A 12,746-nucleotide genomic window follows, 5' to 3' on the forward strand; every position below is an offset into this window, starting at 1 on the left:
GCACGACTCGCTATCCCCATGGCCAAATCCAGTCTTTCCTTCGTCTGCCAGAACTGCGGCGCGGCCTATAACCGCTGGCAGGGCAAGTGCGAGTCGTGCGGCGAGTGGAACACGCTGGCCGAGGAGGACACCAGCGGCAGCGTGCCGGTGTCGATCCGCTCCAAGCGCAAGGGGCGCACCTTTGCGCTGGAGAGCCTCGCCGGGAAAAGCCCGGATGCGCCGCGCCTCTCGTCAGGGATGACCGAGTTCGACCGCGTCACCGGCGGCGGTTTTGTCCGCGGCTCGGTGCTGCTGGTCGGCGGCGATCCCGGCATCGGCAAATCGACGCTGCTGACGCAGGCGACCAGCCTGCTGGCGCGCGCCGGTCACCGCGTCGTCTACATCTCCGGCGAAGAGGCGGTCGCGCAGGTGCGCCTGCGCGCCGAGCGGCTCGGCCTGTCGGATGCGCCGGTGCAGCTCGCCGCCGAGACCTCGGTCGAGGACATCGTCTCGACGCTGTCGGAGGGCGCGGTGCCGCGGCTGATCGTGATCGACTCGATCCAGACCATGTGGACCGATACGGTGGAATCCGCGCCCGGCACCGTGACCCAGGTCCGCGCCTCGGCACAGGCGCTGATCCGTTTCGCCAAGAAGACCGGCGCCGCCATCATCCTGGTCGGCCACGTCACCAAGGACGGCCAGATCGCCGGCCCCCGCGTGGTCGAGCACATGGTCGATGCCGTGATGTCGTTCGAGGGCGAAGGCTCGCAGCAATTCCGCATCCTGCGCGCCGTGAAGAACCGGTTCGGGCCGACCGACGAGATCGGCGTGTTCGAGATGACGGGCCTCGGCCTGCGCGAGGTCACCAACCCCTCCGAGCTGTTCCTGTCCGAGCGCGATCTCGGCACGCCCGGCACCGCCGTCTTCGCGGGGATCGAGGGCACAAGGCCTGTCCTGGTCGAATTGCAGGCGCTGGTGGCCCCGACCTCGCTCGGCACCCCGCGCCGGGCCGTGGTCGGCTGGGACCCGAGCCGGCTCTCGATGGTGCTGGCGGTGCTGGAAGCCCATTGCGGGGTCAAGCTGTCCGGGCACGACGTCTATCTGAACGTCGCGGGCGGCCTGCGCATCAACGAGCCGGCGGCGGATCTCGCCGCGGCCGCGGCGCTGGTATCATCCCTGGTTAATGCGCAGTTACCGACCGATGCCGTCTATTTCGGCGAGATCTCGCTCTCCGGCGTGGTCCGCCCGGTGGCGCAGACCCCGGCCCGGCTGAAGGAAGCGGCAAAACTCGGCTTCCAGCGCGCCGTGCTGCCCGAATCGGCCCGCGGCGAGACCGGTGGAGACGCCGGACTGTCGCTGAACGCGGTCAACAGCCTGACGACACTGGTCGCCGAAATCGCCGCCCGCGGCTCGCGCCGGGGCGAATCGAACGGGCCGGCAGAGAAAAATGCCACACCAGCAAGATTCCGCCGCGGAGATGGTTAGCCGGAGGTGACGTCGGAGGCCCCCGCCGCTATACAGCCGTCACAAAAGCAGCACGGGATTGCGTGGTTGCGGCCTTGCCGGGAACGCCGTCTGCCCCTCTTTTAGGGCAGCGGCCAAACACCGATTCGCTGAGCACCTTTGAGAGTACGAGCGGACCAGACCAGCCGATGCCAGTTACACTCCTCGACCTGATCCTGCTCGGTGTGATGCTGATCTCGGGCCTGCTCGCGATGGTCCGCGGCTTCATGCGCGAAATCCTGTCGATCGCCGCCTGGGGCGCAGCCGCGATCGTGACGCTGTATTCCTTCTCGAAGCTGCTGCCGACCGCCAAGGCCTATTTCAACAACGACACGGTCGCGAGCGTGGTCGTGGTCGCCGGCGTGTTCGTGGGCACCCTGATCGTGGTCTCCGTGATCACGGTGCGGATCTCCGACATGATCCTGGATTCGCGCATCGGCGCGCTGGACCGCACCCTCGGCTTCCTGTTTGGCCTTGCTCGCGGGCTTTTGATCGTCGTGGTCGCCTTCCTGTTCTTCACCTGGCTGGTTCCGGACAAGCAGCGTCCAGACTGGGTCACCGGGGCGAAATCCCGCGTGGTGCTCCAGGGAACCGGGGATTGGCTGATGGCCCTCTTGCCCGACGACCCCGAGAACACCATCTTGAAGAGATTCAAGAAAAACAAACCAGATGATGATCAAGCTGAATCCGAGCAGCAGCCTTCGGGCAGTGGCGACGGATACAGTAAACCCGCTCGTGACAGCCTGAAAAAGCTGATCGAGAAACCTGCAGCGCGTTGATTGGCCCTAGAGAAAGGCGCGGACGAGATGCGACACCCTGACCAGGACGCCCAGCTTGATCTCGATCCAACGGCCGGTTTGGGCCCGGCCGCTCTGGAGGTCCAGGACGATCTGGAGGGGGATACGCTCCGCGAGGAATGCGGCGTCTTCGGCATCTATGGCCATCCAGATGCCGCCGCCATCACCGCGCTCGGTCTCCACGCCCTTCAGCACCGCGGCCAGGAAGCCGCCGGCATCGTCTCCTACGACGGCAACCGCTTTCACTCAGAACGCCGCCTCGGCCTCGTCGGCGACACCTTCTCCCGCCACGAGGTGATCGACCGCCTGCCCGGCAACATGGCGGTCGGCCATGTCCGCTACTCCACCACTGGCGCCACCATCCTGCGCAACGTGCAGCCGCTGTTCGCCGAGCTGAATGCCGGCGGCCTCGCGGTCGCCCATAACGGCAACCTCACCAATGGCCTGACGTTGCGCCGCGAGCTGGTGAAGAGCGGTGCAATGATGCAGTCGACCACCGACACCGAGGTGATCCTGCACCTGGTCGCGCGCTCCAAGCGCAGCCGCTTCATCGAGCGCTATGTCGACGCGCTGCGTGAGATCGAGGGCGCCTATGCGCTGGTCTCGCTGACCAACAAGAAGCTGGTCGGCGCGCGCGATCCGCGCGGCATCCGTCCGCTCGTGCTCGGCGAGCTCGACGGCTGCCCGATCCTGACCTCGGAGACCTGCGCCCTCGACATCATCGGCGCGCGCTTCGTGCGCGACATCGAGCCGGGCGAAGTCATCGTGTTCGACGAGAACGGCCAGGACATCCACAAGCCGTTCCCGCCGATGGCGCCGCGCCCCTGCATCTTCGAATACATCTACTTCTCCCGTCCGGATTCCGTCGTCCACGGCCGCTCGGTCTACGAGGTGCGCAAGAATTTCGGCGCGCAGCTCGCGCGCGAGAGCCACGTGCCGGTCGACGTCGTGGTGCCGGTGCCGGACTCCGGCGTGCCCGCCGCGGTCGGCTACAGCCAGTTCTCCGGCGTGCCGTTCGAGCTCGGCATCATCCGCAACCACTATGTCGGCCGCACCTTCATCCAGCCGACGCAGGCGATCCGCGAATCCGGCGTGCGCATGAAGCACTCGGCCAACCGCGCCGCGATCGAAGGCAAGCGCATCATCCTGATCGACGACTCGCTGGTGCGCGGCACCACCTCGAAGAAGATCGTGCGCATGATGCGCGATGCGGGTGCAACCGAAGTGCACTTCCGCCTCGCCTCGCCCCCGATCCTCTATCCCGACTATTACGGCATCGACCTGCCCGACCGCGGCGGCCTGCTCGCCGCGACGCATTCGCTGGAGGAGATGCGCGAGATCATCGGCGCCAACTCGCTCGCGTTCCTGTCGATCGACGGCATGTACCGCGCCATGGGCGAGCCCGGCCGCGATCCCGCCAATCCGAAATTCTCGGATCACTGCTTCACCGGGGCCTATCCGACCCACCTCACCGACCAGAGCCAGACCGAGCCGCAGCCGCGGCAATTGTCGCTGCTGGCGGAGGCGAGCTGATCCTGTCGTCCTGGCCTGGTGCGCAGTTGCGCATGGGAGCCAGGACCCATAACCACGGATCTGCGTTGTTCGAAGAGGATGGCCGTGGCCATCTTCATCCAATCATCGCCGTCACGGCGTATGGGTCCCGGCTCCCGTGCGCAATTGCGCACTAGGCCGCGACGACGCTGGATAGAGCTGCTTTAATGACAAAACCCCTGGCCAACCGCATCGCTCTCGTCACCGGCGCCTCGCGCGGCATCGGCTATGCCACGGCACGCGCGCTGGCCAAGGCCGGCGCGCATATCGTTGCGGTGGCGCGCACGCAGGGCGGGCTGGAAGAGCTCGACGACGAGATCCGGAAAGACGGCGGCAGCGCCACCCTGGTGCCGCTCAACCTCACCGATTCCGACGGCATCGCGCGGCTGGGCGCCGGCCTGCACGAGCGCTACGGCAAGCTCGACATTCTCATCGGCAATGCGGGCGTGCTCGGCCCGTCCTCGCCGATCGGCCATATCGAGCTGAAGGCCTTCAACGACGTGATGGCCTTGAACGTCTCCGCGAACTTCCAGCTGATCCGCTGCATGGAGCCACTGCTGAAGCAGTCCGATGCCGGCCGTGCCGTGTTCATCACTTCGGGTGCCGCCAACAAGGCCACCGCCTATGTCAGCCCCTACGCGGCGTCCAAGGCCGCGCTGGAAACGCTGGCCCGCGCCTGGGCGCAGGAGACCGCGAACACGAAGCTGCGCGTCAATCTGTTCAATCCCGGCCCGATCCGCACCCGGATGCGCGCCACCCTGATGCCGGGCGAGGATCCAGCGACGCTCGACACGCCCGAGCAGGTCGCCGAATTCATCGTGCCGATGTGCGCGCCCGAATGGACCGAGACCGGCAAGTTCTACGATTACAAGACGCGCAGCCTGATGAGCTTCCGCGCGCCGGCTTGATTGACTCGGACCGACAACGCAATCTTGACGTTCACGCAAAACGGCAAGTTCGTGGCCCGGATCGGCAAGATCGAAAGCGCATCCAGAAATTCAAGCTGACATCGGACGCGCTCAAATAGCGTCTCAACGCATTTTTCCCAAAAGTTAACCGATGGATGACGCTACGACGCATCGTCATCCGGCTTTAGGCGCATTGCCGCCGGCCGTGGGACAGGCTAGAGCCATCAGCCGGAAGCAAGGCTCCGCAAGAGAGCCGTCCGCATATTTGACAATGGAGGAAACCTTTTATGACCACGACATTCGCACGCCGCTCCGCGGCCCTTCTGGCCTGTGCCGCTTTCGGTTTTGCCACATCCGCCTACGCGCAGGACAAGACCGTCAAGATCGGCGTGCTCAACGACATGTCGAGCCTCTATGCCGACATCGGCGGCCCGAACTCGGTCGCCGCGGTGAAGATGGCAGTCGAGGATTCCGGATTGAAGGCCAAGGGCTGGACCATCGAGGTCCTCTCCGGTGACCACCAGAACAAGCCCGACATCGGCGTCAACATTGCCCGGCAATGGATCGACGCCGACAAGGTCGACGCCATCGCGGATACTCCGAGCTCAGGCGTGGCACTCGCAGTGAGCAACCTCGTCAGGGAAAAGAACTCGGTGCTGCTCAATTCGGGCGCTGCCACCGCCGATCTCACCGGCAAGGCCTGCACGCCCAACACCGTCTCCTTCACCTACGACACCTACATGCTCGCCAACGGCACCGGCAAGGCGCTGACCAAGGCGGGCGGCGACAGCTGGTTCTTCCTGACCGCGGACTATGCCTTCGGCCACGCGCTGGAGCGCGATACCAGCGCCGTGGTCACGGCCACCGGCGGCAAGGTGCTCGGTGGCGTCAAGCACCCGCTCAACACGGCCGACTTCTCCTCGTTCCTGCTCCAGGCGCAGTCCTCCAAGGCCAAGATCATCGGCCTTGCCAATGCCGGCGGTGACACCACGAACGCGATCAAGCAGGCCGCCGAGTTCGGCATCGTCTCCGGCGGCCAGAAGCTCGCGGCGCTGCTGCTGTTCATCAACGACGTGCACTCGCTCGGCCTGAAGACCGCGCAGGGCCTGACCTTCACCGAGTCCTTCTATTGGGATCTCAACGACAAGACGCGCGAATGGTCGAAGCGCTTCCAGAAGGTCTCGCCGAAGGGATCGATGCCCTCGATGACGGTCGCGGGCCTCTATGCCGAGATCCTGCATTACCTGAAGGCGATGGACGCGCTCGGCGGCAATCCACATGACGGCGCCAAGGTCGTTGCCAAGATGAAGGAGCTGCCGACCGACGACCCGCTGTTCGGCAAGGGCCCACTGCGCGCCGATGGCCGCCGCCTCATCCCGGCCTATCTGTTCGAGGTGAAGAAGCCGGAAGAGTCGAAGGGACCGTGGGACTATTACAAGCTGGTCGCCACCATCGCACCGGAAGACGCGGCCAAGCCGCTCAAGGACAGCGATTGCCCGCTGGTGAAGAAGTAAGCGAGATCCCGTAGGGTGGGCAAAGGCGCCTAAGCGCCGTGCCCACCATCTCTCCGCGACATTGAGATGCGGTGGGCACGCTCCGCTTTGCCCACCCTACGAGACCATCTTCGCCGCCGCCAGCGACCGCATCGCGATCGCCACGCACACCACCATCAGCACCGCCGCAAGCAGGAACGGCGCGCCGGGCAGATGCAGCGGGGCGCTGGCGCCGATGAAATAGGAAAAGGTCAGCGTGAACAGGAACGGGCCGACGAGCTGCGACACGCTCTGCACGCTTGCGGTCGCGCCCTGCAACTGGCCCTGCTGATCGGGTGCGACCAGCCGCGTCATCAGCGATTGCGAGGCGGCACCGGAGATGCCCCATAGCGACAAAATGGGAATGCCGAGCCAGGATAGCGGACCGGTCGGCGCAGCGCCCAAGACCACGAAGCCGATCGCGCCACAGCACAAGCCCAGCAGCAGCGCGTTCCGCTCGCCGAGCGCGCGCACGATCGGGCCGATGGCGAGCCCTTGCACCACCATGGCGCAGATGCCGACCATGGCGAGGGTCAGGCCCACGGTCTTGGAATCCCAACCGTAGCGATAGGTCGCATAGAGCACGAAGGTCGATGGCAGCACGACATGCGCGACCTGCGCGATGAAATTGACCACCGACAAGGCGGCCAGCACCTCATTGGACCGCAGCAGGCGCAGCGCGCCGATCGGATTGGCACTTCTCCAGCGGAACGGCGCGCGCTTGTCGGGCGAAAGCGATTCCGGCAGGACGAAGAGCCCATAGAGCGCATTGGCCAAGCTTAGGGCGGCCGAGGCCCAGAACGGCAGGCGCGGATCGATGTCGCCGAGCAGGCCGCCCAGCGCCGGGCCCAGGATGAAGCCGGCACCGAAGGCCGCACCAATCCTGCCGAAGATTGCCGCACGCCGTTCCGGCGGCGTGACATCCGAGATATAGGCGAACGCGGTCGAGATGCTCGCCGAGGTGATGCCGGAGATCACGCGGCCGATGAACAGCCACACCAGCGACGGCGCCAGCGCCATCAGCACGTAGTCAGCCGCGAGCCCGAAATTCGACAGCAGCACCACCGGCCTGCGCCCGAAACGATCCGACAGCGCGCCGAGCAGCGGCGAGAACACGAACTGCATCAGCGCCCAGGCGGTGCCGAACAGGCCGAAGATGCGGGCCGCGTGCGCGGTGTCGTTATCGACGAAGCTCTCGATCAGCTTCGGCAGGATCGGCATGATCACGCCGAGCGCGAGCATGTCGAGCAGGATGGTGACGAAGATGAAGGCGACCGCGCCGCGCCGGACCGGCGCCGCGCCTTGCGCCATCGCCTCGCCGGCCCCGTCGCTCACGACGGCCGCTTGCGCTTGTGCGCGAAGGGATTGGCCTTTTCGCGCAAGGTGATGCGCACCGGCGTACCCGGCAGCTCGAAAGTCTCGCGCATGGAATTGGTCAGGTAGCGCAGATAGGACTGCGGCACCGCATCGGCACGCGAGCAGAACAGCACGAAGCTCGGCGGGCGCGCCTTGTTCTGGGTGATGTAGTTCAGCTTCAGCCTGCGGCCGGACACCGCGGGCGGCGGATTGGCCTGGATCGCCTGCTCGAACCAGCGATTGAGCGCCGACGTCGGCACGCGCCGGTTCCAGATCGCGTAGGCATCCTGGATCGCCTGCATCAGGCGGTCGATGCCCTCGCCCATCAGGCCGGAGACGGCGACGATTGGCACGCCCTTGAGCTGTGGCAGCCAATGGTCGGCATCGCGGCGCAGGCTCGAGATCGCGCCACCGCCCTTGGTCTCCATCAGGTCCCATTTATTGACGGCGAGCACGACAGCCCGGCCCTCACGCTCGATCAGATCGGCGATGCGCAGATCCTGCTCCTCGAAGCGGTTCTGCGTATCCATCATCAGCACGACGACTTCGGCAAAGCGCACCGCACGCAGCGCGTCGGCGACCGAGAGCTTTTCCAGCTTCTCCTCGATGCGGGAGCGCCGGCGCAGACCTGCGGTGTCGAACACCCGGAAATCGCGGCCCTTCCAATTGATCTCGACCGCGATGGAATCCCGCGTGGTGCCGGCTTCCGGGCTCGTCAGCAGGCGCTCCTCGCCGAGCAGGTGGTTGATCAACGTCGACTTGCCGGCATTGGGCCGACCGACGATGGCGACCCGGATCGGGCGCGTCGCCGCCTCTTCCTCCGAGAGCGGCGCGTCGTCCTCAGCCTCGTCCTCGTCGACGGGCTCCGGCATCAGCTGGCTGAGCGCATCGTAAAGCTCGCCCATGCCCTCGCCATGCTCGGCCGAGATCTGGATGGGATCGCCGAGGCCGAGCGCAAAGGCCTCCATCGCACCGGCATCGCCATGCTTGCCTTCGCTCTTGTTGGCGACCAGCAGCACCGGCTTGTTGGCCTTGCGGGCGAAATCGGCGAAGGCGCGATCGGTGGGCGTGAGGCCGATGCGGGCATCGATGACGAAGAACAGCGCGTCGGCCTGCGCAATCGCGGTCTCGGTCTGCTCCTGCATGCGCGCGGTCAGCGAGCCCTTGGCACCCTCGTCGAGGCCGGCGGTGTCGATGATGATGAACTGGAGGTCGCCGAGCTTGGCCTCACCCTCGCGGCGGTCGCGGGTGACACCCGGCAGGTCATCGACGAGCGCGAGCTTCTGTCCGACCAGGCGGTTGAACAGCGTCGATTTGCCGACATTGGGCCGGCCGATGATGGCGATCGTGAAGGACATCGGTCATTCGTGCGCTGCCGGGGCTGCGCCTGTCAATGCAATGAAGAATATCAGCGCGAGAAGCTGCCGCTCGGCAGCGGCGCCGGGAAAGCGCCTTGCGATTGCTGCTGCGTGGTCTGGGTCGGTTGCGCCTGCTGGACAGGCTGATCCGGCGGCGGCGCGGTGGTGCGCTTGCGGACAATCTTGTGCTTGGGCGGCGGAGCGGCCGTGGGTGGCGCAGCCTCCGGCTGGGCCTCGCCATCGACCTCGCCGGCTGCGGGCGCGGCCGCCGTGGCGGCTGGCTGTCGGGACTTCGTCGCCTTGGCCCCCTTCGCAGGCTTGGCCGGCTCGGGCGGTGGCTCTGCAGGCAGAGCCGCGACGGCAGGTGCGTTCGGGTCCGGCTGCTGCTGCGCGCCCTTGTACATCTCCTTCGGCACGCCCTGCTCGAGGCCCGGCACGCCCTCCGGGAACACCGGCTTGCGGTCACCCGGCAGCTTCTTCTTGGTGTCGAGGAAGTCGAGCATGTCGCTCGGATCGAATCCGCCGCTGGAGCAGCCGCCCAACAGGCCCGTGAAGGCGATCAGGACGGTGGCTGCGATCAAACGTGGCGTGCGGCGCATCTTGTGTCTCGTTTGCGTCAGAGGGCCGTCGTCAGCTTTTGGCGACGGGCGGCAGCAGAGCCTGCAGCGCCTCGGCGCGCGAGCGCAGGCTGGGCGGCGTTTCACCGTCTTCGGTAATCGCGTCGAGCCATTTGCGGGCCGCGGTCATGTCGTTGTTGCGCCATGCCGACAGCGCCAGCATCTCGCGGGCGCTGTGGCGGAACGTCGATTTCGGCGCGGCGGAGGCTTCCAGCCGCTGCTGCATGTCGGCATAGCTGGCGCTGTCGAGCAGCAAGCCGGCGGCCCGGATCTTGGCCAGATCCTGCCACTCGCCACCCACGCTGCGATCGGCGGCAATGTCGTCGTACATCTTCGCGGCGGCCTTGGGATCGCGGCTGGCGGCCTCGCCCGCAGCGCGCAACCGCGCCAGGGTGCGATAGCCGGACGGGGCCTTGGCGGCGAGCTCGGTGAAGGCCTTCTCGGCGTCCGCGTGCTTGTCCTGCTCGGACAGCTCGACGGCCTTCTCGAAGGCCGCGCCGGCCTCGGCGGCCTTCTTGGACTCGAGATATTGGTAGCCGCGCCAGCCGCCGACGGCGGCCACGATCAGCACCATCAGGGCGATGAAGTAGATCGAATACTTGTCCCACAGCTTCTTGAGCTGTTCGCGACGTACTTCCTCGTCGACTTCGTCAAATAATTCAGACACTTAAGCTAATCCCATGCCCGTCCGGGTGCGCGCGCCAAAGCGTTCGCGTCAGGAATCCCGTCCCTCGTGGCGGCGAGGTACCCTAACGATATGGCGGTGGCAAGGCAAAGCGAGCCCGATCAAGGCGTTAACCACCCGGGAGAGCCCGGAGCCGCCTGCCCGGCTCAGCTTCCGAGCAGCTCCCGCAACTGCCGCTTCAGCACCTTGCCATTGGCGTTCCGCGGCAATGGCTCGGCGGTGATCGCCATGGTTTCGGGGACCTTGTAGTCGGACAGCCGCTCCGCGCACCAGGCCCGCAGGGCCTCGCTGGCGACCGGGCTGCGCGTCACCACCACGGCGTAGACGCGCTCGCCCAGGACCGGGCAGGCCTTGGCAATGATCGCGCTCTCGATCACGGCGGGATGGCCGGCCAGCACGGATTCGACCTCGGCCGAATAGATCTTCAGCCCGCCGCGATTGATCATGTCCTTCTGCCGGTCGAACACCCGGACAAATCCCTTGGCGTCGACCGAGCCGAGGTCGCCGGAGTGCCAGAAGCCGCCAGTGAAGCTCTCGGCCGTGGCCTTCGGGTTGTTCCAATAGCCCTTGATCACGGAAGCGCCTTGGATCCAGAGCTCGCCGATCTCGCCATGCGGCAGCTCGCGCCCATCCGTTCCCATCGCGACGATGCGCGCGCCCGGGCACGGCAGGCCGACGCTGTCGATATGGCTCTCCGTCAGCTCGCCCGGCATGATGGTCGAGGGCGACGTTGTCTCGGTCGCGCCATAGCAGTTCATCAGCTTCAGGCCGGGGATCTTCGCCTTGAGCTTCTCGATGGTCGCGACCGGCATCGGCGCGCCGCCAAAGCCGCCGATGCGCCAGCTCGACAGATCGTAGCCGTCGAAATCGGGCTGCAGCAGGCAGAGATTGTACATCGCCGGCACCATCACGGTGTAGGTGACGCGCTCGCGCGCGGCGAGCTTGAGATAATCGGCCGCCTTGAACTCCGGCATGATGATCAGCGCACCGGCGCAGCGGATCATGGTCGTGATGTTGGCGACGATGCCGGTGACATGGCCGAGCGGCACCGCGGCGATCGAGCGGTCTCTCTCCGTCAATTGCAGGCAGGACACGAACACCATCGAAGAATGGATGATGTTGCAATGGGCCAGCATTGCGCCCTTCGGCTTGCCCGTCGTGCCCGAGGTGTAGAGGATCATCGCGGTGTCCTCCTCATTGACCTCGACCGGCGCAGGCGCCGGCGTGTTGTCGGCGAGAGCGGAGAAGCGCGACCGGGCCGGATCGTCGTCGATGGCGATGCGGTGGATCACAGCGGGCACATCGCCCGGATCGGGCAGTCGCTCGGCGAGCGCGGCCTCATGGATCAGGATCTTGGCGCCGCAATCCGTGAGCACATAGGCGATCTCCGGCTTCTGCTGGCGCGTGCTGAGCAGCACTGTGACCAGCCCCTCATGTGCGGCGGCGAACAGCAGCAGCGGAAACTCGATGCGATTGCCAAGCAGGATGGCGATGCGGTCGCCGCGTTGCAGGCCGAGCTTGCGAAGACCGGTCGCAATCCGCGCGGCCTGCTCGATGGCTTCTCGCCAGCTGAGGCGGACGCCGCCGCAAATCAGCGCCTCACCATCGCCATTGCGCGCGCAGGCTTCCGCAATCATTGCCCATAGGCTCGACGGCCGATCGCAAAATGCCGGCACCACTCGATCGCCAAAGCGCGCCTCGAACCGCATCGGCGGGATCTGAGATTGCGACCAGTCCATCGAAGGGTCCTCGGCTTGTTGCTCTTGTTATCTTCCGCGCATGGACACCGGGTGTCGTCTTGTGCTGACCGGCTAGACGCCGATCACGGGAACACCGATCACGACGGGGTGGAACGCAAACGCCAGCGCCAGGTAGGCGACGACGCCGACAGCGATCGCAATCAGATCGTTGGTGACGCCGCCCACCGGGATCGGCGGGCCACCGCTGTCGGTGCGATGCTTCAGCGTAATGCGATCATACACCGCCCAACCCAGGAACGAGCCGAACAGGATGATGGAGCCGAGGTCGCCATTGGCGAGCAGATGCGCCGCCGCCCACAGCTTGATGCCGGCCAGCATCGGATGCTTCAGCGTCGCATAGATGCGGCCGCGCAGGTACGAGGCGACCACCAGGATGACGGCGGGCAGCATCAAGGCGAGCGTGATGTGCTTCAGCGCCTTCGGCGGATACCAGACGTCGATCCAGCCGGAACTGCGGTAATGGGCAAAGCCCCAGATGATCAGCACGAGCCCCGCGAGCGAAACCAGCGAATAGAGGATCTTGTAGGTCCCCTCACCTAGTCGTGCGATCGCCTCTGCGCGTGCCTTTCGTTTCGTCGTGAAAATATGGGCGGCAAAAAACAGCACCAGCCCCAGGATCATGACCACAAGACCCACGACATCCTCCCCTAAAGCAGCCCCCGCCTCTGAGGTACCATCGATTGGCCGCCGTTCGCAACTT

At 66.0% G+C, this 12,746-nt stretch carries 11 protein-coding genes; 5 read left to right on the forward strand and 6 right to left on the reverse strand.

The window, feature by feature from the left end:
* Positions 1-18 precede the first annotated feature (18 nt).
* The 5 genes from radA (at position 19) to ACR9YP_RS27695 (ending at position 6,252) form a co-directional block, all read left to right on the forward strand.
* Positions 19-1,464 carry a DNA repair protein RadA gene (radA, locus tag ACR9YP_RS27675; RefSeq protein WP_474217615.1) on the forward strand — a complete coding sequence of 482 codons (1,446 nt, stop codon included), beginning with the start codon at positions 19-21 and terminating at the stop codon, positions 1,462-1,464.
* A gap of 167 nt (positions 1,465-1,631) precedes the next feature.
* On the forward strand, positions 1,632-2,261 hold the full coding sequence (locus ACR9YP_RS27680) for a CvpA family protein (RefSeq protein ID WP_091895012.1): 630 nt from the start codon (positions 1,632-1,634) through the stop codon (positions 2,259-2,261).
* Positions 2,262-2,288: 27 nt separating this feature from the next.
* The gene (gene purF / locus ACR9YP_RS27685; protein WP_474217616.1) at positions 2,289-3,812 is read left to right on the forward strand and encodes an amidophosphoribosyltransferase; all 1,524 of its coding nucleotides are present in this window, start codon (positions 2,289-2,291) and stop codon (positions 3,810-3,812) included.
* A gap of 185 nt (positions 3,813-3,997) precedes the next feature.
* Entirely contained in the window at positions 3,998-4,738 is a 741-nt protein-coding gene (locus ACR9YP_RS27690) for an SDR family NAD(P)-dependent oxidoreductase (RefSeq protein ID WP_438108886.1), read from the forward strand.
* Between the two features lie 287 nt (positions 4,739-5,025).
* Positions 5,026-6,252 (forward strand): ABC transporter substrate-binding protein, encoded by a 1,227-nt coding sequence (locus tag ACR9YP_RS27695; protein WP_474217617.1) that lies wholly within the window; start codon positions 5,026-5,028, stop codon positions 6,250-6,252.
* A gap of 96 nt (positions 6,253-6,348) precedes the next feature.
* Here the strand turns inward: ACR9YP_RS27695 and ACR9YP_RS27700 are convergent, their stop codons facing one another.
* From ACR9YP_RS27700 to ACR9YP_RS27725, 6 genes are all read right to left on the reverse strand, one after another.
* Positions 6,349-7,605: a TCR/Tet family MFS transporter gene (locus ACR9YP_RS27700; RefSeq protein WP_438108887.1), complete on the reverse strand. Its 1,257-nt coding sequence runs from the start codon at positions 7,603-7,605 to the stop codon at positions 6,349-6,351.
* Positions 7,602-8,984, reverse strand: coding sequence for a ribosome biogenesis GTPase Der (gene der, locus ACR9YP_RS27705; protein WP_438108889.1), 1,383 nt, complete (start codon positions 8,982-8,984; stop codon positions 7,602-7,604). The genes ACR9YP_RS27700 and der overlap by 4 nt, the downstream gene beginning before the upstream one ends.
* Positions 8,985-9,034: 50 nt before the next feature.
* Positions 9,035-9,583 carry a hypothetical protein gene (locus ACR9YP_RS27710; RefSeq protein ID WP_438108891.1) on the reverse strand — a complete coding sequence of 183 codons (549 nt, stop codon included), beginning with the start codon at positions 9,581-9,583 and terminating at the stop codon, positions 9,035-9,037.
* A 31-nt stretch (positions 9,584-9,614) separates the two neighbouring features.
* A complete protein-coding gene (locus ACR9YP_RS27715) occupies positions 9,615-10,268 on the reverse strand; it encodes a tetratricopeptide repeat protein (RefSeq protein WP_474217618.1) in 654 nt (217 codons plus the stop codon).
* Between the two features lie 164 nt (positions 10,269-10,432).
* The gene (locus ACR9YP_RS27720) at positions 10,433-12,025 is read right to left on the reverse strand and encodes a class I adenylate-forming enzyme family protein (RefSeq protein WP_474217619.1); all 1,593 of its coding nucleotides are present in this window, start codon (positions 12,023-12,025) and stop codon (positions 10,433-10,435) included.
* A gap of 72 nt (positions 12,026-12,097) precedes the next feature.
* The gene (locus ACR9YP_RS27725; RefSeq protein WP_438108895.1) at positions 12,098-12,682 is read right to left on the reverse strand and encodes an NnrU family protein; all 585 of its coding nucleotides are present in this window, start codon (positions 12,680-12,682) and stop codon (positions 12,098-12,100) included.
* Positions 12,683-12,746: the final 64 nt, after the last annotated feature.

This window comes from Bradyrhizobium sp. BR14999, assembly GCF_056106085.1.

Bases quoted from the DNA above. Each gene is read 5' to 3' on its own strand.
- radA (WP_474217615.1), top strand. From the start codon at position 19: ATGGCCAAATCCAGTCTTTCCTTCGTCTGCCAGAACTGCGGCGCGGCC.
- ACR9YP_RS27680 (WP_091895012.1), top strand. From the start codon at position 1,632: ATGCCAGTTACACTCCTCGACCTGATCCTGCTCGGTGTGATGCTGATC.
- purF (WP_474217616.1), top strand. From the start codon at position 2,289: ATGCGACACCCTGACCAGGACGCCCAGCTTGATCTCGATCCAACGGCC.
- ACR9YP_RS27690 (WP_438108886.1), top strand. From the start codon at position 3,998: ATGACAAAACCCCTGGCCAACCGCATCGCTCTCGTCACCGGCGCCTCG.
- ACR9YP_RS27695 (WP_474217617.1), top strand. From the start codon at position 5,026: ATGACCACGACATTCGCACGCCGCTCCGCGGCCCTTCTGGCCTGTGCC.
- der (WP_438108889.1), bottom strand. From the start codon at position 8,984: ATGTCCTTCACGATCGCCATCATCGGCCGGCCCAATGTCGGCAAATCG.
- ACR9YP_RS27710 (WP_438108891.1), bottom strand. From the start codon at position 9,583: ATGCGCCGCACGCCACGTTTGATCGCAGCCACCGTCCTGATCGCCTTC.
- ACR9YP_RS27720 (WP_474217619.1), bottom strand. From the start codon at position 12,025: ATGGACTGGTCGCAATCTCAGATCCCGCCGATGCGGTTCGAGGCGCGC.